Source organism: Oxalicibacterium faecigallinarum (genome assembly GCF_014635705.1).
Classification (GTDB): Bacteria; Pseudomonadota; Gammaproteobacteria; order Burkholderiales; family Burkholderiaceae_D; genus Oxalicibacterium; species Oxalicibacterium faecigallinarum.
The window spans coordinates 250932-270966 of the sequence record NZ_BMDI01000003.1 but is presented as its reverse complement, the minus strand read 5'-3'; the positions used below and the strand labels follow the sequence as shown (position 1 = coordinate 270966).

At 54.5% G+C, this 20035-nt stretch carries 18 protein-coding genes; 12 read left to right on the top strand and 6 right to left on the bottom strand.

Features of this window, described 5'->3' with window-relative positions; all coding sequences use genetic code 11:
* Nucleotides 1-24 precede the first annotated feature (24 nt).
* Genes gmhB through IEV29_RS14750 form a run of 3 tightly spaced genes read left to right on the top strand, consistent with a single transcriptional unit; the run spans nucleotide 25 to nucleotide 2285 of the window.
* Complete coding sequence (gmhB, locus tag IEV29_RS14760) at nucleotides 25-579, top strand: D-glycero-beta-D-manno-heptose 1,7-bisphosphate 7-phosphatase (protein WP_188382092.1); 555 nt, start codon at nucleotides 25-27, stop codon at nucleotides 577-579.
* Nucleotides 580-607: 28 nt separating this feature from the next.
* Nucleotides 608-1381 carry a lysophospholipid acyltransferase family protein gene (locus IEV29_RS14755; RefSeq protein ID WP_188382091.1) on the top strand — a complete coding sequence of 258 codons (774 nt, stop codon included), beginning with the start codon at nucleotides 608-610 and terminating at the stop codon, nucleotides 1379-1381.
* A 10-nt stretch (nucleotides 1382-1391) separates the two neighbouring features.
* Nucleotides 1392-2285, top strand: coding sequence for a M48 family metallopeptidase (locus IEV29_RS14750; protein WP_188382090.1), 894 nt, complete (start codon nucleotides 1392-1394; stop codon nucleotides 2283-2285).
* Between the two features lie 57 nt (nucleotides 2286-2342).
* On the opposite strand, the gene gloA is transcribed toward IEV29_RS14750, so the two are convergent.
* The 5 genes from gloA to IEV29_RS14725 form a co-directional block, all read right to left on the bottom strand.
* Entirely contained in the window at nucleotides 2343-2750 is a 408-nt protein-coding gene (gene gloA / locus IEV29_RS14745; RefSeq protein WP_188382089.1) for a lactoylglutathione lyase, read from the bottom strand.
* Nucleotides 2751-2838: 88 nt separating this feature from the next.
* Nucleotides 2839-3612 carry a 16S rRNA (adenine(1518)-N(6)/adenine(1519)-N(6))-dimethyltransferase RsmA gene (gene rsmA, locus IEV29_RS14740; RefSeq protein WP_188382088.1) on the bottom strand — a complete coding sequence of 258 codons (774 nt, stop codon included), beginning with the start codon at nucleotides 3610-3612 and terminating at the stop codon, nucleotides 2839-2841.
* 37 nt (nucleotides 3613-3649) lie between these two features.
* Complete coding sequence (pdxA, locus tag IEV29_RS14735) at nucleotides 3650-4684, bottom strand: 4-hydroxythreonine-4-phosphate dehydrogenase PdxA (RefSeq protein ID WP_188382087.1); 1035 nt, start codon at nucleotides 4682-4684, stop codon at nucleotides 3650-3652.
* A 9-nt stretch (nucleotides 4685-4693) separates the two neighbouring features.
* Nucleotides 4694-6121, bottom strand: a complete 1428-nt coding sequence (locus IEV29_RS14730) for a peptidylprolyl isomerase (protein WP_188382086.1) — start codon at nucleotides 6119-6121, stop codon at nucleotides 4694-4696.
* A 2-nt stretch (nucleotides 6122-6123) separates the two neighbouring features.
* Nucleotides 6124-8331: an LPS-assembly protein LptD gene (locus IEV29_RS14725; protein WP_188382085.1), complete on the bottom strand. Its 2208-nt coding sequence runs from the start codon at nucleotides 8329-8331 to the stop codon at nucleotides 6124-6126.
* 140 nt (nucleotides 8332-8471) lie between these two features.
* Between IEV29_RS14725 and IEV29_RS14720 the strand changes: the two genes are divergently transcribed.
* The 9 genes from IEV29_RS14720 to IEV29_RS14680 all read left to right on the top strand — a co-directional run bounded on the left by IEV29_RS14720 (nucleotide 8472) and on the right by IEV29_RS14680 (nucleotide 19441).
* Nucleotides 8472-9509, top strand: a complete 1038-nt coding sequence (locus IEV29_RS14720) for an aminoglycoside phosphotransferase family protein (protein WP_188382084.1) — start codon at nucleotides 8472-8474, stop codon at nucleotides 9507-9509.
* Nucleotides 9510-9561: 52 nt separating this feature from the next.
* Nucleotides 9562-10278: an N-acetylmuramate alpha-1-phosphate uridylyltransferase MurU gene (murU, locus tag IEV29_RS14715; protein WP_188382083.1), complete on the top strand. Its 717-nt coding sequence runs from the start codon at nucleotides 9562-9564 to the stop codon at nucleotides 10276-10278.
* The gene (locus IEV29_RS14710) at nucleotides 10275-11606 is read left to right on the top strand and encodes an aminopeptidase P N-terminal domain-containing protein (protein WP_188382082.1); all 1332 of its coding nucleotides are present in this window, start codon (nucleotides 10275-10277) and stop codon (nucleotides 11604-11606) included. Before murU ends, IEV29_RS14710 begins: the two co-directional genes overlap by 4 nt.
* Before the next feature lies 1 nt (nucleotide 11607).
* Nucleotides 11608-12747: an FAD-dependent monooxygenase gene (locus IEV29_RS14705; RefSeq protein ID WP_188382081.1), complete on the top strand. Its 1140-nt coding sequence runs from the start codon at nucleotides 11608-11610 to the stop codon at nucleotides 12745-12747.
* 179 nt (nucleotides 12748-12926) lie between these two features.
* A complete protein-coding gene (locus IEV29_RS14700) occupies nucleotides 12927-13460 on the top strand; it encodes a hypothetical protein (RefSeq protein WP_188382080.1) in 534 nt (177 codons plus the stop codon).
* A gap of 85 nt (nucleotides 13461-13545) precedes the next feature.
* Nucleotides 13546-14790, top strand: coding sequence for a TolC family protein (locus tag IEV29_RS14695; RefSeq protein WP_188382079.1), 1245 nt, complete (start codon nucleotides 13546-13548; stop codon nucleotides 14788-14790).
* Entirely contained in the window at nucleotides 14787-15938 is a 1152-nt protein-coding gene (locus IEV29_RS14690) for an efflux RND transporter periplasmic adaptor subunit (protein WP_188382078.1), read from the top strand. The genes IEV29_RS14695 and IEV29_RS14690 overlap by 4 nt, the downstream gene beginning before the upstream one ends.
* 3 nt (nucleotides 15939-15941) lie before the next feature.
* Nucleotides 15942-19043: an efflux RND transporter permease subunit gene (locus IEV29_RS14685; protein WP_188382077.1), complete on the top strand. Its 3102-nt coding sequence runs from the start codon at nucleotides 15942-15944 to the stop codon at nucleotides 19041-19043.
* Between the two features lie 74 nt (nucleotides 19044-19117).
* Entirely contained in the window at nucleotides 19118-19441 is a 324-nt protein-coding gene (locus IEV29_RS14680) for a P-II family nitrogen regulator (RefSeq protein ID WP_188382076.1), read from the top strand.
* Nucleotides 19442-19540: 99 nt separating this feature from the next.
* On the opposite strand, the gene IEV29_RS14675 is transcribed toward IEV29_RS14680, so the two are convergent.
* Nucleotides 19541-19876: an HAD family hydrolase gene (locus IEV29_RS14675; protein ID WP_188382075.1), complete on the bottom strand. Its 336-nt coding sequence runs from the start codon at nucleotides 19874-19876 to the stop codon at nucleotides 19541-19543.
* Between the last annotated feature and the right edge of the window lie 159 nt (nucleotides 19877-20035).

Here is a 20035-nt window from a genome sequence, read left to right as displayed (position 1 = left end):
AATCCTGCGACGAAAGGTGATGCGATGAAACTGATCATTCTTGACCGTGATGGCGTCATCAATCGGGATCAGGCAACGCCCATCAAGTCGCCGGATGAATGGGTGCCGATTCCCGGTTCGCTGGAAGCAATCGCACGCCTGAATCAGGCTGACTACCGTGTGGTCGTTGCAGCCAATCAGTCGGGTATCGCACGCGGCATGTTCGACATCATGACACTCAACGCCATTCATCAAAAGATGCATCAGGCAGCACAAGCCGTTGGTGCAGAAATTGATGCCGTGTTTTTTTGCCCGCACAGTGCCGACGAACATTGTGACTGCCGCAAGCCACAGCCCGGCATGCTGAAAGCAATTGCACAGCGTTTTGATATCAGTCTGAAAGGCGTGCCGCAGGTAGGCGATTCGCTACGCGATCTGCAGGCAGCCTTTGTTGTCGGATGCAAACCCTATCTGGTTAAAACCGGCAAAGGCGAACAAACCATTGCCAAAGGCGGACTCCCGCCAGGCACAGAAATTTTTGCCGATCTTGCGAGCGTGGTTGACCAGCTTCTTTCATCACCGTCTGCGCAAACCCGATGACGGCCTTATCCGCTTTTCTGGAGACTTGATGTCCCGCTTTGTTCTTTTTTTGCGCTCGCTCGTTTTTGCCATCGGCATGTTTCTGGCCACGGTCATCTGGGCATTCGTCTGCTTCATCAGTCTGCCCTTGCCTTACGAGAAGCGCTATTACATTACTTCGCGCTGGAACGTATTCATTGTCTGGCTGGGAAAAGTTGTCTGCGGCATGGACTATCGCGTCATCGGCAAGGAAAACTTGCCTGACAAACCCGTTATCCTTCTCGCCAAACACCAATCGGCATGGGAGACCATCTTTCTCTTTTACAGCCTGCCACGTCCGCTGGTGTATGTACTGAAGAAGGAGTTGCTCTACATTCCGCTGTTTGGCTGGGCGCTTGCTTTGTTGCGCATGATCCCGATTGATCGCAGCAATGGCAAAGATGCCTTTGCGATGGTCGCGCGCATTGGCAAACAACGTCTGGCAAATGGTCAATGGATCATCATGTTCCCGGAAGGTACACGCACACCCGTCGGCAGCCAGGGTCGCTACAAAGGCGGTGGCGCACGTCTGGCAGTAGAAACCAACACGCCCGTTGTGCCGATTGCATTGAATGCGGGCGAATGCTGGCCACGTAATTCTTTCATTAAAAAGCCGGGACTCATTACCGTATCGATCGGCAAACCGATTGACGTCGATGGGATGAATCCGGTCGATCTGATGACCAAGGTCGAAAATTGGATAGAATCGGAAATGCGCGTGATTTCGCCAGGCGTGTACACGAACGCACAAATCGATCCTTCCACTACGCATCAAACAACCTGAGTCCAGACCTTTGAAGCTGCTTCGCCATAACGCACCCGATCCGCAACAACTTGCGTTGCAGCTCGATTTTTTTGCGGGCGATTTTTCCGCACAGCCCAAAGTGGATCATCCGGCACCCACACCTTCTGCGCCGTTAATGCCGTCCACGGCGACCAGCGAACCATCACGGCCGGTGCCTGCAGGTAAACGTCGCATTCAGATCGGCGAACACGTATTGGATTACTCGCTGGTGCGATCCAAGCGTCGCTCCATCGGATTCATGATCGATGATGATGGTTTGCGAATCACGGCACCGAAGTGGGTCACGCTGACCGAGATCGATAACGCGATCCATGAGAAACAACGCTGGATTTTTAACAAGCTCAATGAACGTCGCGAACGCTCTGCACGCCGCCTGCAACCACAGATGGAATGGCGTGATGGCGGCAAACTGCCTTACTTTGGCGACGACATTACGCTGCGCCTGCGCGCCAACCTTGCGGTTGGTGTGCAATACGATAGCGAAACGCGAGAGCTGACGATCGGGTTACCGCAGGATGCTGCAGAACAGCAATTGAAGGATCGTGTACAGGGGTGGCTGCAACTGGAAGCCAAACGCATCTTTGCCGAACGCTTACCGCTTTACGCAGAAAAGCTCGGCGTCAGCTATCAGTCGTTTGCGCTGTCGTCGGCGACGACGCAATGGGGCTCTTGCACGGCAGACGGACGCATTCGCCTGAACTGGCGACTCATCCACTTCTCGTTGCCGCTGATTGATTATGTGATTGCGCACGAGTTGTCGCATTTGCGCGAAATGAATCACGGCCCGCAATTCTGGGCAACAGTGCAATCGGTGTTTCCCGAATTTGTCGCTGCCAGAAAGGCCCTGCGCGATCACGCGCCGGAAACACTGCCGATCTTCTAGGCCGACGTTTGGCCCTGTGAGCGATGCCGTTCTCATACGGCATCGCGTTACCCAGCCTCAAAACTGCTCGGCCGTTTCCCATTCCTTACGTTCGATGAGCTCAACCTTGTAGCCGTCCGGATCGGTTACAAACGCGATCACCGTCGTCCCACCCTTGACCGGACCAGCTTCGCGTGTGACGTTACCACCAGCCGCCTTGACCTCTGCACAAGCCTTGTATGCATCCGGCACGGCAATCGCGATATGACCGTAAGCCGATCCCATCTCGTATTTTTCTGTGCCCCAGTTATACGTCAGTTCCAGCTCGGCATGAGCCGGATTTTTTCCGTACCCGACAAATGCCAGCGTGTACTTGTATTCCGGATTTTCCGTCTTGCGCAGCAAGGTCATGCCAAGCACATTGGTGTAGAAATCGATTGAGCGTTGCAAATCGCCGACACGCAACATCGTGTGCAGGATGCGCATAATAGTTCTCCAGGAAGCAGGGTTATCTGAAGAAGAGATTGTAAGCTGTACGCGCTTTTTCTGCGCGCGACGAACCTGTGCCCAGGACTTATTCGCCCAGCAAGTTGGTCAAGGCGACATACTGCTCCATCGCGATTGCTTCTGGTCGCAGTTGTGGATCAATGCCTGCCGCAATCAACTGCTGCTCATTTGCCACACCAGCGAGACAATTGCGAATTACCTTGCGTCGTTGTGAGAACGCCTTTTGTACAACCTGTTCCAGCCTTGCGCCATCACAAGGCAGAGGCTGCGACAGAGGAATCATGCGCACGATCGCCGAATCCACGCGTGGCGGCGGATCAAATGCCTCCGGTGGCACGACAAACATCAGTTCCATGTGATAACGCCACTGCAGCATGACGGACAGACGACCGAATGCCTTGCTGCCAGGCGCTGCCACCATGCGTTCAACAACTTCCTTCTGCAGCATAAAGTGCTGATCCTGCACATGGGGCGCAAGCTCGGCCAAATGAAAGAGCAAGGGGCTGGAAATGTTGTAAGGCAGATTACCGACAACACGCAATTTGCGATCAGCCGGCACAGGAATGGCGCTGAAGTCAAACTGCAAGGCGTCTGCCGAATGCACAGTCAATCGGTCGGCACTGAAGTTTTTCTTCAGATACACCACCAGATCCCGATCCAGCTCAACGACATGCATTGCTGTAACGTTATCCACCAGCAAGCGCGTCATGGCTGCCAGGCCCGGACCAATCTCAACCATGGTGTCATGTGATTGTGGATTGATGGCCTGAATGATGTTGTGCAACACCGCATCATCCGTCAGGAAGTTCTGACCGAAACGCTTGCGAGGAGTGTGATTCATAGTGTGAGCAAGACAGCCTGATGCTGTCTTCTGGAAATTAGGAAAGTACCGGACGCGAGGCGCAAGCCATTTGTGCTGCAACACGAATCGCTTCCATCATGCTGCCATAATCTGCCTCCCCCAGCCCCTTGGCGGCAAGATCAAGCGCAGTGCCATGATCGACCGAGGTACGTATGATGGGCAGCCCCAAGGTGATGTTCACGCCCAGACCAAAACTTGCATATTTCAGAACAGGCAAACCCTGATCGTGATACATCGCCAGCACGCAATCGGCATGCGCCAAGTGACGTTGTTGAAACAAGGTATCCGCAGGGTAAGGGCCACGCACATCTTGTCCCTTGGCGAAGGCGGCTTTCAACACGGGCGTAATCACGTCAATTTCTTCACGCCCGAGATAGCCATCCTCACCTGCATGCGGATTGAGTCCCGTGACAAGAATGCGCGGTCTGGCAATGCCGAATTTTGTTTGCAGGTCCGCGTGCACAATATCCAGAATCGATGACAAACGCTCGAAGGTAATGGCACTGGACACGTCTTTGAGCGGCAAATGCGTTGTCGCCAACGCTACACGCAACGGTTGTGGTGTGGCATTCGTCGCCAGCATCATGACGACCTGTGGCGTTGCCGTACGTTCTGCCAGATATTCGGTATGACCGCTGAAGGCAACACCGGCATCGTTGATGGTGGATTTCTGCAACGGTGCGGTCACGATGGCATCGATCTGCTTTTGCGTCGCCGCATCGATCGCAACATCCAGCGTATGCAAAACCGCCAGACCGTTAAGTGGATCAAGTACACCCGCAACAGCCGGAACCGACAAAGGACAATCGACGACGAACAACTGATCTCTTGCGTTGCAATTGCTGTCATGGGACAGTGCATCTATCGATGCCAGAGTCACCAGCTTGATCGCCGGATTGATCGCCCGCGCAACTGTCGTCAGCATCGCCAGATCGCCAAGCAGGACGCTGCGCACATCGGCGCGCAACTCCCACGCGGCCCTGACCGATATTTCCGGTCCTATACCAGCAGGTTCTCCGCAGGTAATGGCGATCGTCGGACGCTGGCTCACACCAAGGCCTTACTGCTCGCCCACACGATACTCGACATACGCCTGATCACGCACCTGACGCAACCAATCCTGCGTCGCTTCCTCTACCTTTTGCTCGCGAATCGCCTGACGTGCCGCCATGCGCTGACGCTCTTTCGAAACGTCATCGACTTTACGCTCCTTGACCAGAATCAGGTGATAACCGAAAGGTGATTCCACCGGCTCACTAACCTGACCGACTGCGAGTTCATTCATCGCACGCTCGAATTCGGGCACGGTATCACCTGGATAAATCCATCCCAGATCACCTCCTTTGGAAGCGGAGAAATCATTCGAATACAAACGCGCCAATTCTTCAAATGTGGCGGCGTGATTATCCAGCCGCTGTTTGAGCTCGGCCAGCTTACGACGCGCATCCGCTGCCGTGACGACCTGATTGACCTTAATCAGGATATGGCTCGCATGCGTTTGTTGCACACTTGGCATTGCAGGCTGTTGTTGTGCCTCGTCCGCCCCACCACGCATCACGCTCTGAACGCGCTTGCCGACGAGTTTCAGGATATGAAAACCATTCCCGCTGCGAATCATCTGTGAAATCTGTCCTTGCTGGAGTCCAGCTGTGGCCTCGACAAACAACTGCGGCAGACGATCCTGAGACCGCCAGCCAAGCTCACCACCGCTTAGCCCGTCCGGCGAGTCGGAATATGCTGCGGCCAGCTTGGCAAAATCCCCACCCGCCTGCAACTGCGCCATGACGTCATCCGCACGACGTTTGCTTTCAATGAGCTGCTGTTGCGTCGGATTTTCCGGTACGCGAATCAGGATTTGCGCAATATTCAATTCCTGGGCCGCGGCGGCAGCCTTGGCACCGGCTTGGTGCTCCTCCAGAAAAACATCAATTTCGGCATCGGAAATCTGGATCTTGTTATCGACTTCCACCTCACGCAAACGCTGCATCGTGATCTCTCTGCGAATATCCTCGCGGAACGCTGCGTATGACATGCCATCCTGCTCAAGGCGGCGACGGAACTCCGCCATGCCCATATTGTTTTGCTCGGCGATACGCGCAACCGCACGATCCAGCATTGCGTCATCCACCTTGATGCCCCGCTCCTTGGCTTGTTGCAATTGGGCTTTTTCGACGATCATGCGCTCCAGCAGTTGACGCTGCAATTGCTGGATCGGCGGCATTTGCCCGCCTTGCGCTTTCAAGCGTTGCTCAACCATTTGCAAACGCTGCAGGAACTCGTAACGCGTGATCACATCACTGTTCACAACGACCAGAATTGCATCAGCCAAACGAGGTTGCACGCGCTCGCTTGCGGAAGTCGTGGCGCTCGTCTCCTGCGCATGTACGCTGACATTCAAACAGCAGGACAATCCAAATGCCGCAATCCATGCCAGCTTTTTGCGACTAGATACATTCTGGACTGCAGACGTTGAAACATTTTTTTTCATGATTACATGCCAGTGACATTGGAAGGTTGATTAATGAGCTGGTAACCCGGCACATTTCGACGAATTGCGGTCATTGGGTCCGAACCGAGCTTTGTCAGACCACTCAACTCAAGTTGGAAAAACAGACTGGTATTGGCTTGCCCGGTCCCAGTTGGCAAACGCTGTCCGACAATACGGAAAATCCAGCAATCTGCCTTGTACTCAAGCCCCAACAATCCTTCGGAAATTCGATTGGTCGAATTAACGACCTGTGTGTTATCCGATAGCGAATAATTAATACGTCCGACGCCGTACCAGCGATCTGCGATCGGCCATTGTCCTGAGACGTCAATCTGACTCAATTCGTTCGCCTTGTCGCGACGATATGTCAAATTCAAGACCTTTTTAGGTTCGGGACGCCAGCTCAAGCCATAGTTGGCACGACTAATTGTCTTTTGCGTTGCACTGTATTGCAAATGACCTTCCGTGCTCAGGGTATCGGACAGTTTCAATGCAGCCGAGGCCAAGAAATCAGATTTCTTATCGTTGCTCGGGGCACGATTCGGCAACGTCACTTGCGGTTCGTCAAAGTAAAAACGCTGGCCAAAAGCGACACGCAGTCGCTCGACACCGTTCTTTTCGATAAAGCGTGATGTCATGGCCAGCGTCAATTGATTCGCATCACTAATACGGTCACTGCCGATGAAGCGATTTTCGGAAAAAATCTGGGCAAAGCTCAAGTCTGCCTCGGCCGTATCGAAAATCGGAATCATGCTTTGATCGCGATATGGCGTTTTTACGTAGAACATCCGAGGCTCAAAAGTCTGCGTCATTGACTCCCCGAGGAAACTCGCTTCACGCTCAAAGATCAACCCTGTATCCAGCGAAACGGTTGGCAAGCTGCGGTTATAGCTGGCACTCAGATCCGTCATGGGATCGCGCACGCTGTACGACGTTGCATGCAAGGACACTTTCGGCGTAATGAAATATCCGGGTCGCACAATCGGGTACGACAAACTCGGGTTAATCACATAACGATCGCCACGCACCATGTCCGGATGATAAAAGCGTGTTGCCTCTGCATTGGCAGTCCAGTCGAAACCACCCACATCTTGTCTGGCACTGGCAAACGTCACTTGCGGCAATCGATCGTAAGGACGTGTAATTGGCGTCAACGCATAGATATCCTGCAAAACCTGATAGCCCGCTGCACGAGCCGTCAGACTCCAGTAATCACTTTGGTACCTGAAATTAATGTCCCGCAACAGGAGGCGATTGGTACTGGTCGCAAGATTACGCGAGAAATCCCGCGGATAATTGTCATCCGATGCCGCGTTGATATTCCAGCCAAAGCTCGCTTCCGGACTCAACCGCTGAGTATGGCGCGTCGAGATCGAATAACGATCTGTTTTCGTTTCCCGATCATTCGACAAATATTCGAAATGTGTCTCGCCGGCATAAGTACTTCCTAAATAACGTGCTTCACCACCTAGCTGAAGACCACGCTTCGAAATAATACGCGGCAAAAATGTGAAATCCCTATTGGGTGCAATATTGAAATAATAGGGCACCAAAATTTCCAAACCACCGCGAGTCGTCGTCCCAATACTCGGCGGCAGCACACCCGATTTGCGCTCTCCCGACAAAGGGAAAGACATATAGGGCGTTCCAATAATCGGCGTTCCTTTGAAGTAAACGACTGTTGCGCCAGCCGTCCCCACATCTCGCCCTTTGTCGAGATGCATGGTATTCGCGCTCAGATACCAATCCGGATCCGGACCTTCGCACGTGCTATATGTGCCTTGCGTGATCAATGCCCGATCATCAGACTCGAAATCAATACGGCTTGCCGCCCCCTGTCCACTATTAGCGCGCATATGGAATGTCGGGTTTTCCACATACCCCGTCCCCGCATCCATTTTGAAACGCAATTTGTCGCCGGTATAGCGATCGCCAAAACGCGTCATTTTCACATTACCGCTCGCCTCAATCTCATCCTCGGCAATCCAGTAAGTCGCCTTATCCGATGTCATGGTCGTTTCGCCGCGGATAATTTCCACGTCACGCTCCAGGACTACCTCCCGGTCCGGACGACCGGTCATTTGTTCGGCGCTGATATTGGTCGGTGCGTTGGCGTCACTGCTTAGTGAAGACGCCGGCCCTGTCGTCTGCGCAGAAGCAGCAAAAGGCAGCGCAGAAATTGCCGCTGCCATTGCTGTCATAACCATCATGGACCGTCGTTTTGGATGGAGAGGGGGAAGCCAGGTCATGAAAATAAGTGTTTGAGTACCATCGCTGGCGTCTTTTGGAATTTAATCCCTTATTATATGGGAACTCAACGCCCACAAACCGTATTCACCAGGTTCGCTTCATGTCATCCCAATCCCAGCCAGACAACTCTCCTGATTTGCGTCTGAACGCCATCAAATCCTGGATCGCCACGCTCAACGCACGAGAACTCCTGCCGGAATCCTTGCGCCCGGCGTCCTCGGACGCCAGTTTCCGCCGTTATTTCCGGATCGATGACGCAAACAGAGCCTCCTTTATCGTGATGGATGCACCGCCACCGCAAGAGGATGTACGCCCTTTCGTGCATGTCGCCAAGGTACTGGGCGATACCGGTGTGTCGGTACCGGCCATCTTGGAGCAGGACGTGGAAAACGGCTTCCTGCTGCTGTCTGACCTTGGCAATACGACTTATCTGCAATTGCTGACGCCAGACACGGCGCACAAACTGTACATGGATGCCATCGAGGCGCTGGTCTTGATGCAGGCACAAAGTCAGCCTGATGTCCTGCCGGAATACGATCGCGCCTTGCTGCTGCGCGAAATGATGCTCTTTCCGGACTGGTACATCAACAAACATCTGGGGCTTACGCTGAACGAGAAACAGCAAGCGACGCTGAACAGCATCTTTGATCTGCTGCTGGCAAACAATCTGGCGCAGCCACAAGTCTATGTGCATCGCGACTATCACTCGCGCAATCTGATGGTGCTGTCGCAAGGCAATCCTGGCATTCTGGATTTTCAAGATGCGGTGTTCGGCCCGATTACCTATGACCTCGCCTCTCTCTTGCGCGACGCTTATATTCAGTGGGATGAAGAGCTGGTGCTGGATTGGGTCATCCGCTACTGGGAACGCGCCCGCCGTGCCGGCCTGCCTGTCAACCCGGATATCGACAGCTTCTATCGTGATTTTGAATTCATGGGGTTGCAGCGTCATCTCAAGGTGCTGGGCATCTTTGCACGCCTCTATCATCGCGACGGCAAAGACGGATACCTCAAGGATCTACCGCTGGTCATGGAATACACGCGCAAAGTCGCCTATCGCTACAAGGAGCTGGCGCCGCTGGTCCGGTTGCTTGATGAACTTGAAAACAAGACGCCGGCAGTCGGTTACACCTTTTGACATCCTTCCTCACCTATAAACAGGGAATGGAACCCAACAAGATTTTACGAACATGAAAGCGATGATTTTCGCTGCCGGACGCGGTGAAAGAATGCGTCCGCTCACCGACACTTGCCCCAAGCCCTTGCTGAAAGTGCGCGGGCGTCCCTTGATCGTCTGGCATATCCTGAATCTGGTACGCGCCGGCATCACCGAGATCGTCATCAATCACGCCCATCTCGGACACATGATCGAAGAAGCGTTAGGAAACGGCGCACAGTTTGGTGCGCACATCACCTATTCCGCAGAGGGTACCGCACTGGAAACAGCCGGCGGTATCGCCAAGGCGCGCCACCTGCTCGGTGATGCACCGTTTCTCGCGATTGCAGGCGATATCTACTGCCCGCATTTTGACTTCAAGCAGACCATCGATGTTCTCGAGGACAATGACGTCTGGGGCAATCCGCACCCAGCAGATGCGCGTGACGTGGCGTGGCTTTATCTGGTCAAGAATCCTGCGCACAATGCCGCCGGTGATTTCGCACTGAATAGCTTTTTGATTGCCAACGAAGGCGAGCCCCGCCATACCTTTTCCGGCATTGGCGTTTATCGCCCCTCCATGTTTGATGCGATCGAATCCGGTCAGCCGGCCAAACTCGCCACCCTGCTGCGCGAATATGCTGCCCGCGGACAAGTCGGCGGCGAACTCTACCGGGGCGACTGGACCGATGTCGGCACAGTGGAACGACTCGAAGCACTCAATGCGCCATTCACAGGAGGGATCAAATGAGCCCATATGCAAATCGCCGCACGGCCCTGATCACACAAATGCATGCCAAGGGAGGCGGCATTGCCATCATCCCGACCGCGCCTGAAGTGATGCGCAATCGTGATGCAGATTATCCCTATCGACACGACAGCTATTTTTACTACCTGTCCGGATTTACCGAGCCTGAAGCAGTGATTGTGTTGATTGCCGGAGAAACCAATCGATCCATTCTTTTCTGCCGCGAGAAGAACATGGAGCGCGAGATATGGGATGGTTTCCGCTACGGCCCCGACGTCGCCCGCACCACATTCGGATTCGATGCTGCCTATCCCATCGATTCACTGGACACTGAATTGCCGCGCCTCATGGCCAACGCGCCTGCGCTCTATTACGCACTCGGCAGCGATCAGAAACTTGATGCACAAGTCCAGTGTTGGTTACAGTCCGTGCGCGCGCAGGCACGCGCCGGCATCACGCCGCCGAATGCTGCCTTCGACGTGCAAATCTTGATCGATGACATGCGTCTGAAAAAAGATGCGGTCGAGATCGACATCATGCAGCGGAGTGCCGATATTGCTGCAGCGGCACATCGGCGCGCCATGCGCATCGCGCGTCCGGGCCTGCGTGAATACCAGCTGGAAGCAGAAATCCTGCATGAATTCCGCAACAGCGGATCGCAGTTTCCTGCCTACGGTTCGATTGTTGCGACAGGCGCCAATGCCTGCGTACTGCACTATCGCGCAAGCGATGCCGAGCTCAAGGATGGTGATCTGGTATTGATCGATGCCGGTTGCGAACTCGACAGCTACGCCTCCGACATCACGCGTACGTTTCCTGCCAGCGGCAAATTTTCAGGCCCTCAAAAAGAGCTTTATGAAATCGTGCTCGCCTCGCAGTATGCCGCCATCGCTGAAACAAAGCCCGGCAAGCGCTTCATGGATGGCCACGATGCCGCCGTACGCGTGCTCGCACAAGGGATGCTCGACACTGGCCTGCTGGACAGCAATAAGGTCGGCACGCTTGACGACGTCATTACCAATCACAACTACAGTCAGTTCTACATGCATCGCACCGGGCACTGGCTTGGCATGGATGTACATGACGTTGGGGACTATCGCGATGCCGCACCGGCCGGTGCGGACCGACCATGGCGCACTTTGGAAGCCGGCATGGTTTTGACTGTGGAACCGGGCATCTATGTGCGGCCTGCGGAAGGCGTGCCGGAAAAATACTGGAATATCGGCATTCGTATCGAAGACAATGCCTTGATTACAGCCGAGGGCGTACACATCCTGAGCGAACAGGCACCGAAAACCGTCGCCGATATCGAAACACTGATGCGGCACTGACATGCAGACAGATTTCGATATTGCCATCTGCGGTGCCGGACCTGTGGGGTTGGGCCTGGCCGCCATGCTCATTCACCGTGGCATGCGCGCGCAAGGCATCGCTCTGATTGATGCCAAGACCGCCGAACAATCCGCCCGCGATCCGCGCTCCATCGCCTTGTCATGGGGCAGCCGTCAGTTGCTGGAGCAGTTGCATGCATGGCCTGCCAGCTTCACATCGATTGAGCAAATCCATGTTTCACGTCGCGGCCGTTTTGGCCGCACGCTGATCGACAAAAACAACTATGGCCTGCCGGCTCTTGGTTACGTCTTGCGTTACGGCGCCATTGTCAGCAAGTTGACCGCGTCCCTCGAGCATAGCGGCATCCATATCCTGCGTCCCGCAAGCATCGTCGACATCGCAGAACACAACGGTGCACACATTACGCTGCAGGATCGTCCTTCCATCACTGCCAACCTCGTGATTCAGGCCGAAGGGGGATTATTCGCCGATCAGCAACCAAAACAATTGCATCGCATGTACGAACAAACGGCCATCGTTGCGCATGTTCATGCCGATATGCCGATTGCCCATCGTGCTTTTGAGCGATTCTGCGACGAAGGCCCGCTCGCGCTGTTGCCGCAGGAAGATGGCTACGCGTTGGTATGGTGCGTTCACCCGGATACCGTCCGACGCTTGCTGGCGCTGGATGACAAGAAATTTCTGGCTGAATTATCCGACGCGTTTGGCGGCCGCTTGGGTAATTTCACCAACGTTTCCGCGCGCAACGCTTTTCCTTTGGGACTGAATGCGCAACCAAGTGACAAAAGCCGGGTCATTGCAATCGGCAATGCGTCACAGACGTTGCATCCGGTTGCCGGTCAGGGGTTGAATCTGGGATTACGCGATGCCAGTGTATTGGCCCGCTTGCTGACGAGCGGTCTTGCGACTGCCGAGGTCGTCGCCCAGTTTGCACAAAGTCGGAAAGATGATCGCAATCTGACAATCCACCTGACGGATATCATGGCCCGCGTTTTCACCAGCCGCCATCGGGATAGTCCGACACAAACCTTGCTTGGATTATCTTTGGGATTGGTCGATGGCTTCGCACCGGGCAAGAAAGTGCTGGCAGACCAGATGATGTTTGGGCATCGCACCTGAATATCGGACACATGCGCGTGCAATCCTCGGAAGCTCCTTCGTTCAGTTTTCCACAGGAATGAGGCCGAGGTTGCTCTTAGGCATGCAATTTGCATCATCGCTGTTATCTAGTCTCGGCGGTCTCGCCGAAAAAGCGAGTAAAATTGCAAAAAGCATCTTCCATTATTGAAACGTTGCAAATGCGCCATGTTTTTTTGCTATTTGTCGTGCTCTGCTTGCCGCTCCAATGGGTGTGGGCCGGCTCGACATCTTGCAAAACAAACGCCAACGTACCGGCAAACGCGATTGCACAAGGCTCAACCGTTTTCATCAGTAATGCATTGATCGATACCGTCATTGATCGGCTTTCCGCGAAAGAAACCGATACGCCTCAAAATCGTCTGCCTTACTCTCTGGTCGTTCAGGATATTCATCCAATTCTGGCAGAGCTGGCGCGCTGGGAAGCCGACGCTGACGACAAGTTCGGCATCCTTGCGCAAATTCAGGATCCCGTCTGGGACGACATGGCGGAAGACAATCTGTCCTGCCACGTCCGTGTTCCGGAAAGCAAACACTCCAAAACACAATTGCCCGACCCGCAGGAAGTCGATATCCCCTTTGCACTCGGCCTGAATGGCCCGATGCTGGCCGACACCCTGTTCATGGCCGCGCAACATCCCCCTCGCCCTGCGCCGGTATTCCGCGCGTATCGCCCGCCGTCGCTGACGGCTTAAGAATTTCTTCACCTTTCGGGGCCAATCGGCTGTCCGTGCGCCGTGCGAGCAATTCGCACGGCGAGAACTCGCTTTAACGAAAAACATGAAACCTATTACTTTACTTATCACGTCAGTATGGCTGGCTGGCATATGGTCGCATGCCTCTGCCGCGCAGCCCTACACGCTGGACCAACTCTTGTCTCTTGCCATGCAAGGGAACAAAAATGTGGAAGCCACCGCTGCCGGCGTCGAAGCAGCACGTGCCGGTGTAACTACCGCCGGCGCCTATCCGAATCCGGAAGTGGAATACACCGCTGGTCGTGTCCGCGCACGAGCCCCTGGCGGGGTACCAGGCGATGGAGAAACGGTGTCGATCACGCAGCGCCTGGATCTACCGAGCCAGCGCTATCTGCGTCAGGAAATGGCACGCAAAACGCTGAGTGCCACGACGGCCGGTCAAAGCCAGTTCATCAACGAGCTGGCCGGACAAGTCAAACGCGGCTTCTATGAAACCCTGCGTCGTGAAGCTGAACTGGAAGCGGCACTGGAAGATCTGTCACTCACGCAGCAGCTTTATGATCGCGCCCAGGTACGTGTCGATGTGGGCGATGCGCCAAAGTACGAAGCCATTCGGGTCTCGGCAGAATTGCTGAACGCACAGAAGAACAGCCAGAGTGCACTGCTACGCGTCAATCAAGCCAAGTCTTTCCTGCGTCAGCAAGTCGGCAATGTATTGCCGGCTACCTTCTCGATCGCCGGTCGCATGAACACCATCCCGACCATGCCTGCTTTGGAGACGCTGCGTCAGACCATGCTGAGCGGCAATCACGAATTGAATCAGTATCGTCTGGAGCTTCAGCGTGCCGACATGGCCGTGGACTATCAACGTTCGCTGCGCATGCCGACCATCGCTCTGAAGGCGACATCGGCTCGGGATCCCGAAGTTCGTGATACCCAGTTCGGCGTGGTCATGAGTCTGCCACTCTGGGATCGCAATCGCGGCCCGATCAATGAAGCAAGCGCCAACGCCATGCGCATTCGCAGCACGCTGGAGGCACGCGAGTTCGAAATGACACAACGCCTCGATTCGTCCTATCAACAATTCCAGATCGCAGCATCGCAAGTGGATGCACTACAGTCCGGCATCGTCCGTCAGGCTGAAAGTGCATTGCGTGTCGCCGAAGCGGCTTACCGCTACGGTGAGCGCGGCATCATCGACTACCTCGACGCTCAGCGCGTTCTGCGCACCGCGCGTAACGAGCTCATCGCTGCCCAATTTGATCTGCAAGTCGCCGCCATCGAAATCGAACGGCTATTGGCTAACTCTTCCACAGGTACCGCACCATGATTTCTCGACTCTCCACCTCCGCAGCGCTCATCGCACTTTGCTTCTCACTCGCTGCTTGCGGCGACAAGGCACCTGCGGAAAGTGCAGCACCCGCCGCACCAACCGACCCTAACATGGTGATCGCCGATGAAGCGGCGCGTACACGCATCAAAATTGCAACTGTCGGACTGGAACCCTTCAGTGATGTGCTGCGCGTTGCCGGCTTGATCGATTTTGATCGCGAACGCATGGCACGTATTGGCGCACCAGTCACTGGCCGAGTTGCCGACATTACCGCCATGCTTGGTCAAGCCGTCAAACCGGGTGATGTGCTGGCACGTCTGCACAGCACGGAACTCGGTAGCGCCCAGCTTGCGTATCTGAAAGCGCGTGCACAAGCTGAGCTGCAAATGGATAACAAGGAACGTGCACGACAGTTGTTCGCTGCCGATGTTATCGGTAAAGCAGAGTTGCAACGTCGTGAAAACGAAGCGGCCGTCGCCGCTGCCGAATCGCGTGCAGCATCCGATCAGCTCAAGGTTTTGGGCATGTCGCCTGCGGCAATTGCCAACATGGGCAAGAGTGGCGAGATCAGTTCCTTCTCGCCGGTCGTCTCCACACTGCGTGGCTCGGTTGTCGAGTTCAAGGTCTCGCCAGGCCAAGTTGTACAACCAGCCGATGCTTTATTTACCGTTGCCGATCTGTCTCAAGTCTGGGCAGTGGCAGAAGTCCCCGAGCAACAGGCTGATCTTGTCGCAACCGGCCAGACGGTGGATATTGAAGTTCCTGCACTCAACCATATGCGATTTTCCGGCAAGCTGATCTATGTCGGCCAAATCGTCAATCCTGAGACACGTACTGTACAAGTTCGTACTGCGATCGACAATAAAGATGGTCGACTAAAACCAGCGATGCTTGCGACCATGCTGATCGCAAGCCGCCCTACTGAACAGTTGGTGATTCCAGCCTCGGCAGTAGTACGTTTCGAGAATGAAGATCTGGTCTTCGTCGAAACCAAAGAAGGTCAGTACCGCGCCACCCAAGTGCAACTGGGCCAATCACATAACGGCACACGTACGGTCATCTCTGGACTCAAGGCAGGCGATCGCATCGTTTCCGAGGGTGCCTTCCATCTGAACAATCAGCGCGTCGGCATCGCTCAGGAGTAAATCATGCTAGAGAAGACTATCCGCACTGCTCTGCAGCAGCGGCTGATTGTTATCGTTCTGGCCGTCATTGCCCTTGTTGTGGGCCTCGACGCCATGCGTAAATTATCTGTCGATGCTTTTCCTGACGTAACCAACGTGCAGGTTCAAATCGCAACGGATGCTACCGGCCGCTCGCCTGAAGAAGTTGAGCGTTTCGTGACCGTTCCGATCGAAATCGCCATGACCGGTTTGCCCGGTCTAGAAGAAATGCGCTCATTGAACAAGCCTGGCCTGTCTCTGATCACCTTGGTTTTCACGGATGCCACCGATGTGTACTTTGCGCGGCAATTGGTAATGGAACGCTTGATCGAGATCGGTTCACGTATGCCCAGCGGCATCACGCCTGTGCTCGGTCCTGTTTCAACCGGTCTGGGCGAGGTCTATCAATACACGCTCGACAAACCAGATGATGGTGACCGCGAACTGACTCAGAAAGAGCTGACCGAACGTCGCATCGTGCAAGACTGGGTCGTTCGTCCACTGTTACGTTCGATCCCGCAAGTTGCCGAAATCAACTCGCAAGGTGGCTACGTCAAGCAATACCAGGTTCTGGTTAATCCGGATCGCATGACCTACTACGGTATATCGCTTGAAACCGTTTATCAGGGACTGGCACGCAACAACGCCAACTCCGGCGGCGGCATCTTGCCGCAATACGCTGAGCAATACCTGATCCGTGGTGTTGGTCTAATTGAAAATCTGGATGACATTGGCAATATCGTCCTCTCGGAATCGAATGGCACGCCAGTGTACGTCCGCGATGTCGCCAAGGTCAGCATGGGACATGAAGTCCGGTACGGCGCGCTCATCAAGAATGGTGTGACCGAATCCGTCGGCGGTATCGTGATGATGATGCGAGGAGGCAACGCCAAGGAAGTCGTCACCCGGATCAAGGACCGTGTTGCAGAAATCAACAGTCAGGGCATGCTGCCCGATGGCCTGCAAATCGTGCCTTACTATGACCGGAGTGAACTGGTCGACTCGGCATTGTGGACCGTTGCCAAGGTGCTTATGGAAGGTGTCGCCCTTGTGGTGATCATTCTGTTTATCTTCCTTGGCGATGTGCGGTCATCCGTGATTGTTGTTGCGACGCTGGTGCTCACACCACTTCTCACGTTCTTCTTCATGAACCAGCTGGGCATCTCGGCCAACCTGATGTCATTAGGCGGCCTTGCGGTAGCGATCGGTCTGATGGTCGATGGCTCGGTCGTGGTGGTGGAAAACGCCTTCGAACATCTTGGGCGACCGAACAAGTATGGCAAGCGCAAGATTCAGATCATTCTGAACGCCGTGATCGAAGTCGCGACACCAGTGGTATTTGGTATCGGCATCATCATTCTGGTGTTCCTCCCACTGATGACCTTGCAGGGTATGGAAGGCAAGATGTTTGCCCCCTTGGCGTACACCATCGCAATTGCCTTGGCCATTTCCTTGTTCCTGTCGATGACGCTGTCGCCCGTCCTGTCTTCGTACATGCTCAAAGGTGGCGCGGAACATGACACGCGTGTAATCGCGTTCATGAAAAAACATTATCTGCGTATGCTGAGTTGGGTATTGGCCAATGCGAAGAAAACGCTGATTCTTGCCGTTGGCGCTTTCGTTGCGTCGGTTGCACTGTTGCCGTTGCTGGGCACTGCCTTCATTCCGGAAATGAAAGAGGGCTCCATCGTGCCTGGTATCAACCGTGTGCCCAACATTTCACTCGAAGAATCGATCGCACTCGAGAAACAAGCCATGGCGATTGTCATGTCGGTTCCTGGTGTGAAGTCAGCCATTTCCGGGGTCGGTCGTGGTGAAAGCCCTGCGGATCCCCAGGCGCAGAATGAATCCACACCCATCGTCAGCCTGAAACCGAAGAGCGAATGGCCGGAGGGCTGGACGCAAAACACGATTGAAGCGGAAATTCAGAAACGCCTGCAAGTCATTCCAAGTGCGCAGGTCGTCATGGCCCAACCAATTTCGGATCGTGTTGACGAAATGGTGACGGGTGTTCGTTCCGACGTTGCGGTCAAAGTCTTCGGTGAAGATCTTGATCGACTGCTGCAGAAGGCACAGGAGATTGCACGTGTTGCCGGTAACGTACAAGGTGCACGTGATATCCGCGTTGATCGCGTCAGCGGTCAGCAATATCTGTCGATCAACATTGATCGTCAGGCCATCGCGCGTTACGGGCTGAACGTGTCTGATGTGCATGACGTGATCGAGGTGGCAATTGCCGGCAAGACGGCAACCGAAATCTACGAAGGTGAACGCCGCTTCTCTGCCGCGGTTCGTCTGCCGGAAGATTTCCGTGGCAACGTGCAGGCGATTCGCCAAATCCTGCTGACCACACCGCACGGTGTACGCGTCCCGCTCGACAGTCTGGCCAAGATCGAAGTACGTGACGGTCCTGCACAGATCAGTCGCGAAGGCGGCAAGCGTCGCGTCGTGGTTGCAATCAACGTCGAAAACCGTGACTTGGGTGGCTTCGTGGCAGAACTGCAGCAAGTCGTGCAATCCAAGGTACAACTGCCTTCCGGTTACTACCTTGAATGGGGCGGTCAGTTCCAGAACATGGAACGCGCTTTGGGCCATATGGCCATCATCGTGCCTGTCACGGTCGGTGCGATCTTCTTCCTGCTGTTCCTGCTGTTCAATTCGGTCCGCTACGCAACGCTGATCATCACCGTGCTGCCGTTCGCTTCGATTGGCGGCATCATCGGCTTGTTCGTAACGGGCGAATATCTGTCCGTGCCAGCGTCTGTGGGCTTCATCGCGCTGTGGGGTATTGCTGTGTTGAATGGCGTGGTGATGGTGTCTTACATTCGCAAGCTGCGTACAGACGGCATGGAACTGGCCGATGCGGTCGTGAAAGGTGCAACCATGCGTTTCCGCCCGGTCATGATGACGGCAACGGTAGCGATGCTTGGCTTGGTGCCCTTCCTGTTTGCGACCGGACCGGGTTCGGAAGTACAAAAGCCTCTGGCTGTCGTTGTGATCGGCGGTCTGATCACATGTACGGCCCTGACGTTACTGGTGCTGCCGGTTCTGTATCGCTGGTTTGACGACAATCCTGGCGAGGCCTGATCCAGGCTTCCTGACTTCCATGCCGTCTTGACGGACGGCATGGATCATCCAACCGTTCAAGCAAGGAGTCACAGATGAAAGAAATCAAGGCCATCATTCGCCCGGCACGTCTAGAAGACGTCAGCGAAGCGCTGCGAGTTATGCCGGGCTTTCCTGGCATGACCATCACTCAGGTGGAAGGCTGCAGCTCACCATTACGTCATCAGCCACAGGGTCATAAAGAAGAACTACTCGACTACTCGCCCAAAGTGCGTATCGAACTGATCGTTGACGACCAATATGCGCTATCGCTTTACGACACCATCAAGCAAATGAGTTCCACCAATCACGTTGGCGATGGGATTGTATGGATGACAGCAGTCGAGCGTTTCGATTACATCTGGCAGCCCGGCAACTGAATGTTTGCGCCCTCGTACCCAAAAAATAAAAAAGCCCGCTGACAGCGGGCATTTTTTTCAGCATCGCACATCAGTCAGTCCAGATGTGCAATTCTTTGATCAGACACCAACCTCAGCCTGCTGAAACGCGGCCCAGTTGACCGAAGCGGCTTTTTTAACGCCACCATCCGTCATGGTTTCAAAACAGCGCGCTTTCGCGGTCTGAATCGCATCAATCAGAAAATCAGGGTCGTATGCCGACAACAAATGCGACTGGTGCGACTTCATGTATGCCTTGATCCATTCACGCTCACAAGGCAAGCTTTGCAGTGCATGAAAGGTTTCATCATCCCAGTGCCAGCTCAATCCGAGTTCATAAAACGCAGCGTTATAAGCTGCCAGATGGCAAGTCACGGCAGGTCCGATTGGGCATTGTTCAGTTACGGTGATAGTCATAGCACTTCTCCTCGCGGGGGCATGTCGGCCAGAGTTGGCCTGCATGTTTGCCGACCTTGTATGCATCGTAATCGTCAAAAATGATTACGTATAGTTAAAGTATTTAATAAATACCATTACTTAATACTTATTGTATTACCCTACTATTCAAGCAAATCG